The sequence below is a fragment of the Mycobacterium sp. IDUB_5 genome (assembly GCF_055419565.1).
The window spans coordinates 697,383-713,604 of the sequence record NZ_JBVAXX010000001.1; the positions used below are offsets into that span (position 1 = coordinate 697,383).

The 16,222-nt window shown below is 68.9% G+C and carries 15 protein-coding genes; 8 read left to right on the top strand and 7 right to left on the bottom strand.

The window, feature by feature from the left end:
- Positions 1-35: 35 nt before the first annotated feature.
- Complete coding sequence (locus tag ACZY1G_RS03405) at positions 36-1,346, top strand: FAD-dependent oxidoreductase (protein ID WP_463813622.1); 1,311 nt, start codon at positions 36-38, stop codon at positions 1,344-1,346.
- On the opposite strand, the gene ACZY1G_RS03410 is transcribed toward ACZY1G_RS03405, so the two are convergent.
- Positions 1,343-2,425, bottom strand: a complete 1,083-nt coding sequence (locus ACZY1G_RS03410) for a helix-turn-helix transcriptional regulator (protein WP_463821598.1) — start codon at positions 2,423-2,425, stop codon at positions 1,343-1,345. The two genes, ACZY1G_RS03405 and ACZY1G_RS03410, sit on opposite strands and share 4 nt — an antisense overlap.
- Before the next feature lie 264 nt (positions 2,426-2,689).
- Here ACZY1G_RS03410 and ACZY1G_RS03415 point away from each other — a divergent pair, with 264 nt between their 5' ends.
- The gene (locus ACZY1G_RS03415; protein ID WP_463813624.1) at positions 2,690-3,163 is read left to right on the top strand and encodes an SRPBCC family protein; all 474 of its coding nucleotides are present in this window, start codon (positions 2,690-2,692) and stop codon (positions 3,161-3,163) included.
- Here ACZY1G_RS03415 and ACZY1G_RS03420 read toward each other — a convergent pair.
- The 4 genes from ACZY1G_RS03420 to ACZY1G_RS03435 all read right to left on the bottom strand — a co-directional run bounded on the left by ACZY1G_RS03420 (position 3,152) and on the right by ACZY1G_RS03435 (position 7,344).
- Positions 3,152-4,852, bottom strand: a complete 1,701-nt coding sequence (locus ACZY1G_RS03420) for a DEAD/DEAH box helicase (protein WP_463813625.1) — start codon at positions 4,850-4,852, stop codon at positions 3,152-3,154. The two genes, ACZY1G_RS03415 and ACZY1G_RS03420, sit on opposite strands and share 12 nt — an antisense overlap.
- 104 nt (positions 4,853-4,956) lie before the next feature.
- Entirely contained in the window at positions 4,957-5,454 is a 498-nt protein-coding gene (locus tag ACZY1G_RS03425) for a cupin domain-containing protein (protein ID WP_463813626.1), read from the bottom strand.
- 11 nt (positions 5,455-5,465) lie between these two features.
- Positions 5,466-6,365 carry an SDR family NAD(P)-dependent oxidoreductase gene (locus tag ACZY1G_RS03430; protein ID WP_463813627.1) on the bottom strand — a complete coding sequence of 300 codons (900 nt, stop codon included), beginning with the start codon at positions 6,363-6,365 and terminating at the stop codon, positions 5,466-5,468.
- 79 nt (positions 6,366-6,444) lie between these two features.
- On the bottom strand, positions 6,445-7,344 hold the full coding sequence (locus ACZY1G_RS03435) for an SDR family NAD(P)-dependent oxidoreductase (protein ID WP_463813628.1): 900 nt from the start codon (positions 7,342-7,344) through the stop codon (positions 6,445-6,447).
- Between the two features lie 98 nt (positions 7,345-7,442).
- Between ACZY1G_RS03435 and ACZY1G_RS03440 the strand changes: the two genes are divergently transcribed.
- The 3 genes from ACZY1G_RS03440 to ACZY1G_RS03450 are packed head-to-tail and all read left to right on the top strand — an operon-like array spanning position 7,443 to position 9,916.
- Positions 7,443-7,997: a TetR/AcrR family transcriptional regulator gene (locus ACZY1G_RS03440; RefSeq protein WP_463821599.1), complete on the top strand. Its 555-nt coding sequence runs from the start codon at positions 7,443-7,445 to the stop codon at positions 7,995-7,997.
- Between the two features lie 42 nt (positions 7,998-8,039).
- A complete protein-coding gene (locus tag ACZY1G_RS03445) occupies positions 8,040-8,909 on the top strand; it encodes a cytochrome c oxidase assembly protein (protein ID WP_463821600.1) in 870 nt (289 codons plus the stop codon).
- Positions 8,906-9,916 (top strand): VWA domain-containing protein, encoded by a 1,011-nt coding sequence (locus tag ACZY1G_RS03450; RefSeq protein ID WP_463821601.1) that lies wholly within the window; start codon positions 8,906-8,908, stop codon positions 9,914-9,916. The genes ACZY1G_RS03445 and ACZY1G_RS03450 overlap by 4 nt, the downstream gene beginning before the upstream one ends.
- Here the strand turns inward: ACZY1G_RS03450 and ACZY1G_RS03455 are convergent, their stop codons facing one another.
- Entirely contained in the window at positions 9,917-10,909 is a 993-nt protein-coding gene (locus ACZY1G_RS03455) for a VWA domain-containing protein (protein ID WP_463821602.1), read from the bottom strand.
- Between the two features lie 240 nt (positions 10,910-11,149).
- Here ACZY1G_RS03455 and groL point away from each other — a divergent pair, with 240 nt between their 5' ends.
- Entirely contained in the window at positions 11,150-12,775 is a 1,626-nt protein-coding gene (gene groL / locus ACZY1G_RS03460) for a chaperonin GroEL (protein ID WP_463813633.1), read from the top strand.
- A 144-nt stretch (positions 12,776-12,919) separates the two neighbouring features.
- The gene (locus tag ACZY1G_RS03465; protein WP_463821603.1) at positions 12,920-13,777 is read left to right on the top strand and encodes an endonuclease domain-containing protein; all 858 of its coding nucleotides are present in this window, start codon (positions 12,920-12,922) and stop codon (positions 13,775-13,777) included.
- Positions 13,778-13,793: 16 nt separating this feature from the next.
- On the opposite strand, the gene ACZY1G_RS03470 is transcribed toward ACZY1G_RS03465, so the two are convergent.
- Positions 13,794-15,107 carry an MFS transporter gene (locus tag ACZY1G_RS03470; protein WP_463821604.1) on the bottom strand — a complete coding sequence of 438 codons (1,314 nt, stop codon included), beginning with the start codon at positions 15,105-15,107 and terminating at the stop codon, positions 13,794-13,796.
- Positions 15,108-15,208: 101 nt separating this feature from the next.
- Between ACZY1G_RS03470 and ACZY1G_RS03475 the strand changes: the two genes are divergently transcribed.
- Positions 15,209-16,216 carry a zinc-binding alcohol dehydrogenase family protein gene (locus ACZY1G_RS03475; RefSeq protein WP_463821605.1) on the top strand — a complete coding sequence of 336 codons (1,008 nt, stop codon included), beginning with the start codon at positions 15,209-15,211 and terminating at the stop codon, positions 16,214-16,216.
- Positions 16,217-16,222: the final 6 nt, after the last annotated feature.

A 16,222-nucleotide genomic window follows, 5' to 3' on the forward strand; every position in this document is an offset into this window, starting at 1 on the left:
ATGGGTGGGTGACCCGACGTGGCGAGCATGCGGTCGTGCTCGGTGCGAGTATGGCCGGCCTGCTGGCGGCGCGCGTGTTGGCGGATTTCTACGACCGGGTGACGCTCGTGGAGCGCGACGTCCTGGATGACACCAGCTCCCCACGTGGCGGTGTGCCGCAGGGTAGGCAGCCGCATGTGGTGCTGGCCCGATGCAGCCAGATCATCGACGAGCTCCTCCCCGGATCGCATGCCCAACTCGTCGCCGACGGGGCCCACGAGTGGAGCGACGGGGACCTGTCGCGCGCCTACACCCGATTCGGCGGTCATCTGGTGCTCCGGTCGGGCCACGTGCCGGACCCGTCCCTGCGCAAGACTCTGTACGCGAGCCGGCCGTTCATCGAGCAGCACGCGCGCCGGCGGGTACGTGCTCTGCCGGGGGTGACCGTTGCGGACGGACACACCTTCGACGGGCCGGTCCTCGATGGCGGTGTGCTGTCTGGGGTCCGGGTGCGCAACCGCACCGACTCCGAGTCCCGCGACCTCACCGCCGATCTGATCGTGGACGCGACCGGCCGAGGCTCCAGGACGCCGGCGTTTCTGGAGTCCATGGGTTATCAGCGTCCCCGCGAGGACCGGCTCACAGTGAATGTCAGCTATGTGAGTATGTCGGTGCGCATGCCGGCTGGAGCGCTGCACGAGTACCTGTTCATCGATCTGTTCGCACCTGGCCGAACTCGTGGGTTCGCCATGTCCCGGTGCGAAGGCGACGTGTGGAATGTTCTCGTTGGCACCCTGGGTCGGGACACGAAGCCGCCGGCCAGCTCCGCGGAGTTCATCGCGCACGCTCGAGCGCTCATGCCTGCGCACGCATTCGATGCGTTGTGCAACGCTGAGCCGGTGACTGACATTGCGCTGCACAGGTTTCCGGCCAGTAGGTGGCGCCGTTACGACACGATGCATCGATTACCCGACGGACTGGTGGTGACGGGCGACGCGGTGTGCAGTCTCAACCCGATCTACGGGCAGGGGATGACGATCGCTGCCATCGACGCGATCGTTCTGCGCGACTGTCTGCGACGTGGCACCGTCGATCTTCCGCGCCGCTTCCAGCGTTCGGCCGCCCGCGGCATCAAGGTCGCGTGGCGGACCGCGATCAGCTCGGATCTCGCGCTTCCTGAAGTCGACGGAAAGCGCTCAGTGAGCACCAGAGTCAGCAATGCCTACGTCGACCGTATGCTGCGTGCCGCTGAGACCGACCCCTGGGTGGCGCAGGAACTATTGCTGGTCAACGGGATGCTCGTGCCGCCGAACCGTCTGCTGCGACCGCAGATGTGGTGGCGGATGCTCAAAGCGTCGAAGCGCTAAGGCATGAGTGAGAGCATCAGGCGCACCAATTCGGCCTGCCGATGGGTGTCGGTCTTGTCGTAGACATGTTGCAGATGGGTTTTGACGGTGGCCAGTGTCAGTGACAAGCCGTCGGCGATGGTGGACAGACTCTGACCGCGGCTGATGCGCACCGCCACCTCGGACTCGGCATTGGTGAGCGAGAACACCCGGCGCAGAAGGCTTGTGGACGGCTCGCGCTGGGTGTCAGGATCGACGACCACCACCAGAGCACTCGACTGTCCGTTGGCGCCCAGCGTCAACACATGCACGATCAGCGGCCGCGCCGATCCGCTGCGCGGAACCGGCACTGCGTCGCCGGCGCGCGTGGCGGTGTCGCGAGCCGCGCGGGCGACGGCGCGGCGCAGCTCGACCTCCACGGTGGGGGAGGCTGCGCGCAGCCGACCGCCTGAGGCCACAAAATGTGTGCTGCAACGCAACATCGCTTCAGCCGCCGGGTTGGCGTATGTCACTTTCATGTCTGCGGTGACAATCGCGGCAGGCGCGGTGAGCGAGTCCGCCGGGCGCTTGACGTGGTCAGACTGACGCCGCAGCGCTGACAGTGTGCGGTGGGTCCGCAGAGAGTGCTGCAGGTGCGGAACGAGCGCATTGACTGTCCTGACCCTGTCTTCGGTCGCGAACGGCGTGCTGCGCCGGGGCGCGGCCACGAGGAACGAACACGGACGGGGGTCTTCGCCGACGCGCACGAACAATCCGTCGTCCATCTCGTAGGGACGCATCCAGTCGGCGTTGAATTCCGACCGCGGATTGAGGGCCACCAGGGATTCGCCGCTGTGCACGAGTCCCAGCGGGCTCGCGTCGACGGCGTCGAGGACGTAGTCGAGCGGTCGGTAGTACGCCTCGTAGGCCTGCATCGCTGGGGCGTCCGGGACACTGCAGTGCCGCACGTCCCTGTAACCTTCACCCCCGCTGATCAGTCCGCTGGCAGTTGCGCCCAGTGCGGTACGCACCAACTCCAGCGCATCGACCCATCGCTGCGGCGTCAGCGTCGCGTCGTGGACGCCAGTGATTATGTGCGAAAACTGCTCGATCGTGACCATTCCAACCCCCACGCACAGCGTGCCCCAGGGGAATATAACCCCGCTGAGCACCGGAAACGAGGGATCGATTGGTTCGTTTCCGGCTGTTAACTCGCGCCGCAGCACTCGGACGCCTCGATGCGCTCCTCGAGCTGAGCGCGGATGGCCGCCGCAACGGGCGGCCCGCTGCACCGACCGCCAGGCGGGGCACGTCGACAGCGGATCTGCCGAAGGCTGCCCGGGCTCTAAGCGATGACTTCCGTGCCGTCGCGAAGTCTCACTGTCATGACCGACACATTGATCCTCACCACCGATGTCCACGCCGAGCCGACCGCGGTGTTCGCGGTACTCGCCGACCCCGCCAACCATCCCGCGATCGACGGGACCGGCTGGCTGAGGGAATCGCTGGATCCGGGTCCGGTGACGGAGGAGGGGCAGATCTTCCGCATCCGGATGTATCACGACAACCATCCCGACGGGTACTACGACATGGCCAACAAGGTCATCGCGATCCATCCCGACCGGACGATCGCCTGGGAGCCCGGGCAGGCCGGCGAGGACGGCACGATCGAATTCGGGGGCTGGACATGGCGTTACGATCTCGAGCCGACCGAACCGGGACAGACCCGGGTGCGCTTGACCTACGACTGGTCGGCCGTTCCTGCGCAGCTGCGCGAGCACATCACGTTCCCGCCGTTCCCGACGAGCTATCTGGAGGGCTCGATGGAGAACCTGGCGGCGCTGGCCTCAGGCCGTTAGCTCCCGCTGCAGCACACGGATCGCCTCGATGCGCTCCTTGAGCTGATCGCGGGTGGCCGCCGCGACGGGCGGGCCGCCGCATCGGCGGCGCAGCTCGTTGTGGATCCAGCCGTGTGGCCGGCCCGTGCGGTGGTGGGCCAGCGAGACCAGCGTGTTGAGTTCGCGTCGCAACTCGCGCAGCTGCCCGTGCGTCGTCGGCGGCACCACGGCGCCTGACTCGGTGCGCTTCTGCATCTGTTCGTCCTGCCGTCGGCGCAGCAGGTCGCGCATCGCATTCGCGTCGAGCAGGCCGGGGATGCCGAGGTAATCGGCTTCCTCGTCGCTGCCGGCGGGGGTGGCGGTCCCGAACGACGCACCGTCGAAGATCACCTGGTCCAGTTCGGCGTCGGCGCCGAGGTATTCGATCTTGCCTTCGTTGTCGTCGGGCTCGTCGCGCTTCTGCTCGGCGAGCTCGGCGTCCAGCGGATCGTCTTCCGTCTCGCGGTGCGGCTTGCCCAGCACGTGGTTGCGCTGGGCTTCCATCTCGCTGGCGAGCATCAGCAGGTTCGGCACCGACGGCAAGAAGATGCTCGCCGTCTCGCCGGGCCGGCGCGAGCGCACGAAGCGCCCGATCGCCTGGGCGAAGAACAGCGGCGTCGACGCGCTGGTCGCGTACACACCGACCGCCAGCCGCGGCACGTCGACACCTTCGGACACCATGCGCACCGCGACCAGCCACCGCGACGTGTCCGCGGCGAACTGCGAGATGCGATCCGAGGCGCCCTTGTCATCGGAGAGCACCACGGTCGGCGCCTCACCGGTGATCTTCATCAGCAGGTCGGCGTACGCGCGCGCGGCGGTCTGATCGGAGGCGATGATCATGCCGCCGGCGTCGGGCACGTGCTGACGCAGGCCCCGCAGCCGGGTGTCGGCGGCGGCGATCACCGCGGGCATCCACTGGCCGGCCGGGTTCAGTGCGGTCTTCCACGCCCGCGCGGTCTGCTCGGCGGTCAGCGGCTCGCCGAGCCGGGCCGCGTGCTCCTCGCCGGCGCTGTCGCGCCACCGGGCCTCGCCGGAGTACGCCATGAACATCACTGGCCGGACCACGCCGTCGGCCAGCGCGTCGGAGTAGCCGTAGGTGTGGTCGGCCTTGGAGCGGGCGAAGCCGTCCGGCCCGGTCTCGTAGGTGACGAACGGGATCGCGCTGTCGTCACTGCGGAACGGTGTCCCGGTCAGCGAGAGGCGCCGGGTGGCGTCGTCGAAGGCCTCCCGGATCGCGTCGCCCCAGCTCTTGGCGTCACCACCGTGGTGGATCTCGTCGAACACGACGAGCGTCTTGCGGTTTTCGGTGCGCACCCGGTGCCGCGACGGGTGGCTGGCCACCTGGGCGTAGGTGACGACGACGCCGTGGTACTCCGACGACGTCTGGGAGTTCGAGTTGGAGAACTTCGGGTCGAGTGCGATGCCCTGACGCGCCGCGGCCTGCGCCCACTGGATCTTCAGGTGCTCGGTGGGCACCACGATCGTCACCGCTTCGACGGTGCCCTGGGCGAGCAGTTCGGCGACGATGCGCAGCGCGAACGTCGTCTTTCCCGAACCCGGGGTGGCGACGGCGAGGAAATCGCGAGGTTGCGCCGACAAGTACTTGACCAGCGCCCGTCGCTGCCAACCGCGAAGCGTCGGGGTGCTGGGCGCTGCATCAGCCCGCACCCACGACTCCTTTCGACCGAATCGCAGTCTAGGGCAGGCGCTTCCGCGACCGCATCCGACGCGGCGTGTTCACCTCCGGCGTGTCTGTCGACTGACCCGACCCCCTACTCGACGAAGTGGTTGTCGTTCTTGACGAACCACTCGCGCCGCTCGTCGTCGGTCAGCTCCCCGAGCTGGGCCAACCCCTCGAAGTAGTGCTCCCGCGGCGCGCCAGGGGCGAACAGCATCAGCATCGTCGCGGGTTCGTCGGCCCGGTTGCCGAACCCGTGGATGCCGCCCGGAGGGACGTAGAGGAAGTCACCCGGCCCGCCGTCGGTCCACTCGCTGCCGTTGTACAGCGCCACGGTGCCGGACAGGACGTAGAACGCCTCGCTCATGCCGCGGTGGAAGTGGGGCCCCGGCCCACCGCCGCGCGGCGCGATCTGCACCCGGTACAACCCGTAGTCGCCGCCGGTGTCGCCCTGGCTGGCCAGGTAGTGGTACTGGACCAGCCCGAACGAGTCGTAGTCCGGCGGCGCGTCACCCCGCTTGAGCCACGCGCTGACCTCGGGCTGGTCGGCGGTGTAGCGGGGCGGGGGATACGGGGGGACCACCAGCGACATGGAGTCTGAGGCTAAACGGGAAAGACCACCTTCGTGAGCTCTTCGGAGACGGTCCACAGTCGGCGTTGCTGATCCAGGTCGTAGGACGGGTCACTGGAGGCGACGACGACGGGGTTGCCGCGCTGCTGGCCGATGCCGTCGGGGCCGTAGTACTGCCCGCCGAGCACGCCCGGATCGGTCGCGGCGCGCAGCGTCGGCAGGGCTCCGCGGTCGGCGGTCTGGGCGAACAGCACGGGGGCGGCGGCGAGGAACGCCCGCTCGACGGGCCGGGGCAGGTTGCGCGCGAGGTCGGTGGTCGACGTGCCCGGGTGTGCGGCGACCGCGACTGTCTTCCCGCGCGGGGCCAGCCGCCGCTGCAATTCGTAGGTGAACAGCAGGTTGGCCAGCTTGGACTGGGTGTAGGCGCCCATGCGGCTGTAGCTGCGCTCCCACTGCAGGTCGTCCCAGTGGATCGCGCCGCCCATCTTGTGGCCGTTGCTGCTGACGGTCACGATCCGGGAGCCCGGGACATCGAGGATTCTGTCGAGCAGCAGCCCGGTGAGCGCGAAGTGGCCGAGGTGGTTGGTCCCGAACTGCAGCTCGAAGCCGTCTTTCGTGGTGCCCTTGGGTGTGGTCATGACGCCTGCATTGTTGATCAGCAGGTCGATGCGGTCGAAGCGGCTCTTCAGTGCCTCGGAGGCGGCACGGATGGAGGCCAGCGACGTGAGGTCCAGCTCCTGGACCTCGACGGTGCCGTCGATGCGGGCTGCGGCCTGGTTGCCCTTGTCGGTGTTGCGGACTGCGACGACGACCGTGGCGCCCTTGGCGGCGAGGGCCTTGGCGGTCTCGAAGCCGAGGCCGGTGTTGGCGCCGGTGATGACGGCGACGCGGCCGGTCTGATCGGGGATGTCGGCAGTGGTCCAGTTGGTCATGGGGTGAGCTCCTAGAAAGAGGGGACGGGTTCGATTGTGCTGGTTGGTCGAGTCGGTAGGGGTGGACGGGCGGGCCGCCTCAGGCGCTGAACACCACCTTTGTCAGCTCCTCGGACACCGCCCACAGCCGCCGCTGCAGCGCGGCATCGCGGGACCGCTTGCTCGACGACACGATCTCGGGGTACCCGCGGAGTTCGAAGGGTCCTGACGGGCCGTAGTACTGGCCGCCTCGCGCGGCCGGATCGGTCGCGGCGCGCAAGGTCGGAAGGGCTCCCATCGACGCGCTCTGGGACACCGCGCGGAACACCGGATCGAGCAGCGGCAAGTGCCGGCCGAGATCGGTGTTCGATCCGCCCGGGTGTGCCGCCAGCGCGGCGGTCGACGAGCCGGCGGCAGACAACCGCCGCTGCAGCTCGTAGGTGAACAGCAGGTTGGCGAGTTTGGACTGGCCGTAGGCCACGACGCGGTTGTAGCCGCGCTCGAGCTGCAGATCGTCGAAGTGAATGTCGGCGCGGATGCGGTGACCGATGCTGCTGACGGTGACGATGCGCCCGGCCGGGGCTGCCTCGATGTGATCGAGAAGCAGCCCGGTGAGAGCGAAGTGCCCCAGGTGGTTGGTGCCGAACTGGAGCTCGAAGCCGTCCGCGGTCTCCTGCCGCGGCGTGTACATCACACCCGCGTTGTTGATGAGCAGGTCGATGGTGGCGTGCTCGCTCGTGAGCTGGTCGGCGGCGGCACGCACCGAGTCCAGCGAGCTGAGGTCGAGTTGCTGCAGTGCGACATCCGCCTGGGGCGCCTCCAGTCGGATGCGGCGGACCGCGTCCTGTCCCTTGTCGATGTTGCGCGCCGCGAGGACCACAGTGGCGCCCGCGGCGGCCAGGGCCTTGGCGGTCTCGAAGCCGAGGCCGGTGTTGGCGCCGGTGACGACGGCGACGCGGCCGGTCTGATCGGGGATGTCGGAAATGGTCCAGTTCGTCATGACGGTCTCCTAGAGTAGATTGAAACGGGGCGTTCGCTCCGTTTGTCGATCACTATATGGAACGCACGCCCCGTTTATCTATTCCCGAGGAGATCGTCGTGAACCGGCCCCTGCGCGCAGACGCGGCACGCAACCGTGCGCGCGTACTGGAGGTCGCCTACGAGACCTTCGCCGAGGAGGGCCTGGCGGTGCCGATCGACGAGATCGCCCGGCGGGCCGGGGTCGGCGCCGGCACGGTCTACCGCCACTTCCCGACGAAGGAAGACCTGTTCCGCGCCGTCATCGAGAGCCGCATTCGCAGCATCGTGGCCGAGGGCAGGGCGATGCTCGACGACGTCGAACCAGGGGAGGCCCTGTTCGCCTTCCTGCGATCCCTGGTTCTGCAGTGGGGGGCGACCGACCGCGGGCTCGGCGAGGCGCTGGCCGGCGTCGGCATCGACGTCAACGCCGCGATCCCCGAGGTGGAGAGCGACTTCCTGGCGATGCTCGGGGAATTGCTACGCGCCGGGCAGGACGCGGGGACGGTGCGCGGGGGGATCGGCGTCGCCGAGGTCAAGGCGCTGCTGGTGGGGCTGCAAGCCATGCAGGGCTACAACAGCGACGCCGCGACGCGCGTCATCGACGTCGTGCTGGACGGCCTGCGCGCCAGCTGACCCACAGGTCGCCTCCAGGTCTGCGGCGCATAGTGCAGCACTATGAGTGCGGCGACCGTCCCTCTGACCTGGTCGACGGCGCTGACCAGTTGGCGGTGGAGCACCAGCGCGGCGGTGGTCGCGTTGGTCGCCGCCGTTGGCTACGCCCGCTGCTACCGGACGGCCCGCCCGTCGCTCACACGCGTGAACGCGGCCTGCTGCGCCATCGGCATCGGCCTGTTCGCCGTCGCGACCATGAGCATGGTCAGCGTCTATGCGCCCGTGTTGTTCTGGGTGCGGGCGCTACAGGTGCTGCTCCTGCTGATGGTCATCCCGTTCTTCATCGCGATGAGCCGCCCGTTGACGGCGCTGCGGGTGTCTCCTGCGGGGCCCGCCGCCCGGACGCTGCTCCACCCGGCGACGACGTCGGTGGCGATGCTCGCGCTGCCCTGGCTGTTCTATCTGACGCCCTGGTACCGCGCCGCGCTGACCTACCCGTGGGTGATGGCGCTGACCGGCGCGCTCATGCTGACCGTCGGCTTCGGCTACTTCTGCGCGCGGCTGCAGACCGATCCGGTGCCGCGCCGGTACACGCAGTTGATCTCGCTGGTCATCAGCATCGTCGAGTCGCTCGGCGACGGTGTCCTGGGCATCGTGCTGTGGCTCGGCCCGCTGATCGCGGCCGACTACTACCGCGGCCTCGACAGGCAGTGGGGTCCGACGATGCGCGTCGACCAATCCATCGGCGCCGGTGTGCTCTGGCTAGTCGGCGACGTGCTCGGGGTGTTCTTCGTCCTCGTGCTGATGAGGTTCTTCTCCGCCGACGAGACACGGCACGCGACGGTCGTCGACGCGGAACTGGACCACGCGCCGGCGACAGGCCTGTGGTGGGAGAACGACCCGCAACTGCGATCTCGGATGGGCCGGCGATGACGATCCCGCTGCTCGGCACCTTCTCGGTGCGCGGCTTCACCCACGCCTGGTTCTTCCTGGTGCTGGCCGTGGTGATCGCCCTGCTGGCGGCGTATGTCGTCGCGCAGCGCCGCAAGCGTCGCCGGGCGTTGAGGTTCGCCAACTTCGAGCTGCTGTCCTCGCTCAGCGTCCCGCCGCGCCGACGATGGCGGCACGTGCCCGCCGCGCTGCTGCTCGCCTCGCTGGCGTTACTCACCACCGCGATGGCCGGACCCACCGACAACGTCCGCGTCCCGCGCAACCGCGCCGTGGTGATGCTGGTCATCGACGTCTCGGAGTCGATGTCGGCGACGGACGTGGCACCTGACCGGCTGGCCGCGGCCAAAGCGGCGGGCAAGCGTTTCGCCGACGAGCTGACTCCCGGCATCAACCTGGGCCTGGTCGAATTCGCGGGGTCGGCGACGCTGCTGATGGCGCCCACACCTGACCATGACGCGGTCAAGGCGTCCATCGACACCCTGCAGGTCGCCGAGCGCACAGCGACAGGGGAGGGGCTGTTCACCGCACTGCAGGCGGTCGCCGCGACCGCCGACGTGCTCGGCGGCGGCGACAGTCCGCCTCCGGCGCGCATCGTGCTCGAGTCCGACGGCAAGGAGACCGTGCCCGCCGATCCCGACGAACTACGCGGCGCATTCACCGCGGCGCGCGCTGCCAAGGAACAGCACGTCGCGATCTCGACGATCTCGTTCGGCACGCCCGACGGCGCGGTCACGCTGGGCGACACGCAGGTCCCGGTGCCGGTGGATGACTCGACCCTGCAGACGATCAGCCAGATCTCCGGGGGCGAGACGTTCCACGCCAGCACCCTCGACCAGCTCAACAGCGTCTACGACACGCTGCAGAGCATCATCGGCTACGACACCGTGCCCGGGGACGCCAGCGCGCCGTGGGCCCGGCTGGCCCTGCTGATCCTCGTGGTCGCGCTGGCGGCCGCCGTCGTCGTCGTCGACCGGCGGCTGCCGCGGTAGCTACACCGGGAGCCGGCGGTCGATCGCCAGCGCGAGCAGCGCGCCGGCGACGGCCAGCAGGGCGCCGAGGCGCAGCCAGCCGGTGCTCGCCGGCCCGCGTTCGGTCTGATAGCCGAGTTGATCGTCGATCCCGTCGAACGCCTGGTTGAGCTGGTCGACGTTGGCCGCCGAGGACGTCTGCCCGCCCGAGAGCTGGGCGACGGTCTTCATCGTCTGGTCACCGACCGGGACGGGAACCGTTTGGTTGCCCATCGCCACGTGGCCCTGCGAGGTGCCGAACGCGATGGTCGTGACGGGGACGCCGGCCGCGTGGGCGGCGCGTGCAGCGGTGTAGGCGCCCTGCGGGGCATCAGGATTGGCGGGGTGGTTCTCCTCGCCGTCGGAGAGCAGCACGATGCGCGCGGGCGGGGTCTGATCGCGCGGGCCCTGCAGGACGGCGTTGACGGTCTGGATGGACTGTAGGGCGGCGAAGATCGCCTGGCCGGTCGCGGTGCTGTCGGCAAGCTGCAGCTTGTCCAGCGCCGCGACGGTCAGGTCGTGGTCCGGGTTGGGTGCGACGAGGACTTCGGCGCTGCCGGCGAACGAGATCAGGCCCAGATTGACGCCCGGGGTCACGTGGCGTGCGTAGTCGCCGGCGGCCTGTTCGGCGGCCTGCAGGCGCGTCGGCGAGACATCGGTGGCGCCCATCGACCGCGACGCGTCGATGACGAGCATCACCACGGCGCGGTTGCGCGGCACGCGGACGGCCTGGCTGGGCTGGGCAACCGCGAAGGTGAGCGGCACCAGAGCGAGGAGGAGAAGAGCGGCAGGGAGGTGCCGGAGCCGGGGCGCACCCGGCGGTGGCACCGGGGTGAACCGGACCAGCCGTCGCCGCCGTCGCCGCGCGGCGACCACGTAGACGACCAGCAGCACCGCGGGAGCGGCGAGCAGCACCAGCCACCCCGGGCTCGCGAAGCCGGACAGCGACAGCGGTCCGAGAGCGGGGACAGTCACCGATCCAGGGTGGCCCGCGCGGCTGGCAGGCAGCTGTGGCCATTTCGCTGCGCGCTGAGAGCCTTGCACTCACCCAGGTCGAGTGCTAAGAATGCAGTTGGCACTCGCGACCGGCGAGTGCTAGGTCGGGACGGTGAGGCCGGGGCCGCACATTCGCGAGCACATCCCCAGCCGTCCGTCGCGGGCACTGCGCCCGACCAGCAAGACGTGCATCCCCAATCCCGGAGGAAACACTTCGCAATGGCCAAGACAATTGCGTACGACGAAGAGGCCCGTCGCGGCCTCGAGCGGGGCCTCAACAGCCTCGCCGACGCGGTAAAGGTAACGCTGGGCCCCAAGGGCCGCAACGTCGTCCTCGAGAAGAAGTGGGGCGCCCCCACGATCACCAACGATGGCGTGTCCATCGCCAAGGAGATCGAGCTCGAGGATCCGTACGAGAAGATCGGCGCTGAGCTGGTCAAGGAAGTCGCCAAGAAGACCGACGACGTCGCGGGTGACGGCACCACCACCGCCACCGTGCTCGCCCAGGCGCTGGTCCGCGAGGGCCTGCGCAACGTGGCTGCCGGCGCCAACCCGCTCGGCCTCAAGCGCGGCATCGAGAAGGCCGTCGAGGCCGTCACCGAGGGTCTGCTGAAGTCGGCCAAGGAGGTCGAGACCAAGGAGCAGATCGCTGCCACCGCCGCGATCTCCGCCGGTGACGTCCAGATCGGCGAGCTCATCGCCGAGGCCATGGACAAGGTCGGCAACGAAGGCGTCATCACCGTCGAGGAGAGCAACACCTTCGGCCTGCAGCTCGAGCTCACCGAGGGTATGCGCTTCGACAAGGGCTACATCTCGGGCTACTTCGTGACCGACGCCGAGCGCCAGGAAGCCGTCCTCGAGGATCCCTACATCCTCCTGGTCAGCTCCAAGGTGTCGACCGTCAAGGACCTGCTCCCGCTGCTGGAGAAGGTCATCCAGTCCGGCAAGCCGCTGCTGATCATCGCCGAGGACGTCGAGGGCGAAGCCCTGTCGACCCTGGTCGTCAACAAGATCCGCGGCACCTTCAAGTCCGTCGCCGTCAAGGCCCCGGGCTTCGGTGACCGTCGCAAGGCGATGCTGCAGGACATGGCGATCCTCACCGGTGGCCAGGTCATCAGCGAAGAGGTCGGCCTGTCGCTCGAGACCGCCGACGTCTCGCTGCTCGGCAAGGCCCGCAAGATCGTCGTCACCAAGGACGAGACCACGATCGTCGAGGGTGCAGGCGATGCCGACGCGATCCAGGGCCGTGTCGCCCAGATCCGCGCCGAGATCGAGAACAGCGACTCCGACTACGACCGCGAGAAGCTGCAGGAGCGCCTGGCCAAGCTGGCCGGCGGCGTTGCAGTCATCAAGGCCGGAGCTGCCACCGAGGTGGAGCTCAAGGAGCGCAAGCACCGCATCGAGGACGCCGTCCGCAACGCCAAGGCTGCTGTCGAAGAGGGCATCGTCGCCGGTGGCGGCGTGGCTCTGCTGCAGTCGGCCCCGACGCTGGACGGCCTCGGCCTCACCGGCGACGAGGCGACCGGTGCCAACATCGTGCGTGTCGCGCTGTCGGCTCCGCTCAAGCAGATCGCCTTCAACGGTGGACTCGAGCCCGGTGTCGTCGCCGAGAAGGTGTCCAATCTGCCCGCGGGTCACGGCCTCAACGCCGCGACCGGTGAGTACGAGGACCTGCTCAAGGCGGGCGTCGCCGACCCGGTGAAGGTGACCCGCTCGGCGCTGCAGAACGCAGCCTCGATCGCGGCGCTCTTCCTCACCACCGAGGCCGTCGTCGCCGACAAGCCGGAGAAGGCCGCCGCACCTGCGGGCGACCCGACCGGTGGCATGGGCGGTATGGACTTCTAAGTCCTGCTACTACGAGAAGGCCCCGGTGCGCTCCGCGCACCGGGGCTTTTTCGTGTGTCCCCAACGTGGGCTCCATGCACAGGTTCGGCCCGAAAAGCGTGCGGGAGGCCCACTCTCGTCGGGGGTGGCCACGACGGTCAGCGGATGGAACCATTCATCGGCAGCGTCGCGATCCGCGACGGCCGCCTCACCCGTCGCGCACTGGCCCGTCATCACCGCCCCGTCTTTCGCGACGTCTACCTCCCCAAGGACGTCGAGCTCACCGCGCAGAGCAAGGCGCATGCCGCCTGGCTGGCCACCGGCGCTGTCCTCGCCGGAACTTCGGCGGCCGCCGTCCTCGGAGCCAAGTGGTTCGATCCGAGCGCGCCCGCGGAGATCGTGCGAGCCGACCGCCATGCGGCGCCCGGCATGATCGCGCACTCGTGGGCCCTCGCGCCCGGCGAGACGTGTCTCATTGCAGGAGCCGATACGACGACGCCGGCACGTACCGCTTTCGACATCGGCCGCACCCGTCCGCCTGACGAAGCCATTCCGCTCGTCGACTCGCTGATGAGAGCCACTCGCGTCTCCACGGCGGAGATCGCGGCCATGGCTGCGGCGCATCCCGGCGTTCGCGGCGTGGCGGGCATACCGGGGATGCTCGAGCTTGTGGATGGCGGTGCGGAGTCGCCGCAGGAGACCCGGGTGCGGCTCATCCTGGTGCGCGGTGGACTGCCGTGTCCGAAGACCCAGATCGTGTTTAGCGAGCTTCGTATCCGGGTCGACATGGGGTGGCCGCAGTGGAAGGTCGCGGTCGAATACGACGGTGTTCAGCACTGGAGCGACCGGCGCCAGCGCTCGTGGGACATCGACCGGCTGGCGCTACTCGAGAGGGAAGGCTGGGTGGTGGTGCGGGTCAGCAGCGACATGCTGAGGCGGCCCGAGGTGATCATCGAGCGCGTGCGCGCCAAGCTGCTCCAGCGTGGGGCCTATGTACAGATTTCACGCGGATCCCGTGCATAGGGCCCACGGTCGAGTATCAGAGCTGCTGCAGCGGCGTCGGTTTCAGCGCCAGCGTCGCCGCCACGCTGATCACCGCGGTCAGCACCAGATAGCCGCACGCCAGCCACGGCGAGCCGCCCGCCGCGCCGATGAGCGCGGTCAGGATCAGCGGCGTCAGACCCGAGGCGAACACCCCGGACAGTTGATAGACCGTCGAGAGCCCCGTGTAGCGGATGCGGGCCGGGAACAGCGACGCATACAGCGAGCCCTGCGCGCCGTAGAACAGCGCGTGCACGACGCCGAACACCACGAGCATCCCGAGCGCGTACAGCGCGATGTCGCGCGTGCCGAACAAGGCGAACACCGGGAACACCGCGATCCCGTAGGCGGCGATGCCGATCGTGTAGATCCGCTTCGGGCCGTAGCGGTCGGCGAGCAGACCCGACACGGGCAGCAGCACCGCCATCAGCAGAGCGGCAGCGGTGACGGCGATCAACACCGGCACCTTCTCCAGCTTCAGCGTGCCGGTCGCGTACGCGATCGCGAAGACACCCCAGGTGTTGAACGCCGCGCCTTCACCCCACCGCGACAGCATGCCCAGCACGGTCGAGCGCAGCACCGGCGGGCGGAACACCTCGCGCACCGGTACCGCGGCGCGATCGTCGCTGTCGCGGACCTTCTCGAAGGCGGGCGTCTCGCTGGCCTTCAGCCGCACCGCGACGCCGAAGATCACCAGCACGATGCTCAACAGGAACGCGATGCGCCAGCCGTACGCCAAGAACGCGTCGTCGGGCAGCGCGATCTGCAGGAGAGCGAAAACGCCTGTGCCCAGCGCCAATCCGAGTGCGAGACCGACCTGGGGGATGCTTCCGAACAGTCCGCGCCTGCGTGCCGGGCCGTGCTCGACGGCCAGTAGCACCGCGCCCGCCCACTCGCCGCCCAGTGCGAAGCCCTGCACGATGCGCAGCAGGAGCAGCAGGATCGGGGCGAGCACGCCGATCTGCGCCGCGGTCGGCAGCACACCCATCAGCGCGGTCGCCGCACCCATCAGCAGCATGGTCAGCGCCAGCGTCTTCTTGCGGCCGATGCGGTCACCGATGTGACCGAACACGAATCCGCCGATCGGCCGTACGACGAACCCGACCGCGAACGTCGCGAAGGACAGCAGGGTCCCGACGAACGTGCTCTGGTCGGGGAAGAACGCCCGGTTGAAGACCAGACTGGCAGCCGTGGCATAGAGGAAGAAGTCGTACCACTCGATGGTCGTCCCGACCAGGGACGCCCACAGCGCCGTGCGCGCCGCGGGCGTCACGGGCTCGGTCGCCGAGTCGGTCGGGTCGATGACAGTCATGAGGATCCATCAGCGCACGTCGCGGCCGCGCCGGCGAGGGTTACGCGCGCGCTGATCCCAACCTCGGATGAAAACGGGCCGCTTCTGGGTTCTTGACGGGCATGGACACGATGACTGCGATCGGCGCCTTTGCCACGGATTCGATCGAGGACAGCCTGCGTGACGTCACCGTCGCGGTGCCCGAGCTGAAGCCCCGCGACGTGCTGGTTCGGGTGCTCGCCGTGTCGGTGAATCCGGTCGACGTGAAACAGCGGGCGGCTCTGACATCGTCGGCGGAGCCGAAGATCCTGGGTTACGACGCGGCCGGTGTCGTCGAGGCGGTAGGCCCAGAGGTGACGACGCTGTCGGTGGGCGACGAGGTCTGGTACGCCGGTGACATCACCCGCGCTGGGAGCAACGCCGAACTGCAGGCCGTGGACGAGCGCATCGTGGCCCGGAAGCCGTCGTCGCTGTCGTTCGCGGACGCCGCCGCGCTGCCGCTGACGACGATCACCGCGTGGGAGTCGCTGTTCGACCGGTTCGGGCTCACCGCTGACTCGACCGGCGATCTGCTGGTGCTCGGCGCCGCCGGAGGCGTGGGCTCGATCATGATCCAGCTCGCGAAGGCTCTGACGCAGGTTCGGGTGGTCGCGACGGCCAGCCGCGACGAGTCCCGTGCGTGGGCGCAGCGGATGGGCGCCGACGTGATCGTCAATCACCACCGCCTGCGTGACGAGACGCTCGCGGCGGTGCCGGAGGGCGTCGACTACCTGTTCTCGCCGCATTCGGCGGGCAACATCGAGGTCTACGAGGCGATAGTGAAGCCGTTCGGTCACATCACCGCGATCGACGAGCCGCCGGGCCTTGACCTGGTGGGCTTGAAGGCGAAAAGCATTGCGTGGCACTGGGAGCTGATGTTCACCCGGGCCATGTTCGAGACCCCCGACATGATCGAGCAGCAGCGGCTGCTGGCCCGCGCGGCGGATCTGGTGGATCAGGGCGTTGTGAGGACGACGGTCACCAAGACCATCAGCGATTTCTCGGCGGCCGGGCTGGCCGAGGCGCACCGCGACGTGGAGTCGGGCCGGATGACGGGCAAGGTCGTGCTCGCCCGGGTTCGCACACCGTAGGTTCTC

What these genes read in the sequence shown, in the direction of transcription:
- ACZY1G_RS03465 (WP_463821603.1), top strand. Translation starts at nt 12,920, where the DNA reads ATGGAACCATTCATCGGCAGCGTCGCGATCCGCGACGGCCGCCTCACC.
- ACZY1G_RS03475 (WP_463821605.1), top strand. Translation starts at nt 15,209, where the DNA reads ATGGACACGATGACTGCGATCGGCGCCTTTGCCACGGATTCGATCGAG.
- ACZY1G_RS03470 (WP_463821604.1), bottom strand. Translation starts at nt 15,107, where the DNA reads ATGACTGTCATCGACCCGACCGACTCGGCGACCGAGCCCGTGACGCCC.
- ACZY1G_RS03450 (WP_463821601.1), top strand. Translation starts at nt 8,906, where the DNA reads ATGACGATCCCGCTGCTCGGCACCTTCTCGGTGCGCGGCTTCACCCAC.
- ACZY1G_RS03410 (WP_463821598.1), bottom strand. Translation starts at nt 2,425, where the DNA reads ATGGTCACGATCGAGCAGTTTTCGCACATAATCACTGGCGTCCACGAC.
- groL (WP_463813633.1), top strand. Translation starts at nt 11,150, where the DNA reads ATGGCCAAGACAATTGCGTACGACGAAGAGGCCCGTCGCGGCCTCGAG.
- ACZY1G_RS03435 (WP_463813628.1), bottom strand. Translation starts at nt 7,344, where the DNA reads ATGACGAACTGGACCATTTCCGACATCCCCGATCAGACCGGCCGCGTC.
- ACZY1G_RS03430 (WP_463813627.1), bottom strand. Translation starts at nt 6,365, where the DNA reads ATGACCAACTGGACCACTGCCGACATCCCCGATCAGACCGGCCGCGTC.
- ACZY1G_RS03415 (WP_463813624.1), top strand. Translation starts at nt 2,690, where the DNA reads ATGACCGACACATTGATCCTCACCACCGATGTCCACGCCGAGCCGACC.
- ACZY1G_RS03445 (WP_463821600.1), top strand. Translation starts at nt 8,040, where the DNA reads ATGAGTGCGGCGACCGTCCCTCTGACCTGGTCGACGGCGCTGACCAGT.
- ACZY1G_RS03425 (WP_463813626.1), bottom strand. Translation starts at nt 5,454, where the DNA reads ATGTCGCTGGTGGTCCCCCCGTATCCCCCGCCCCGCTACACCGCCGAC.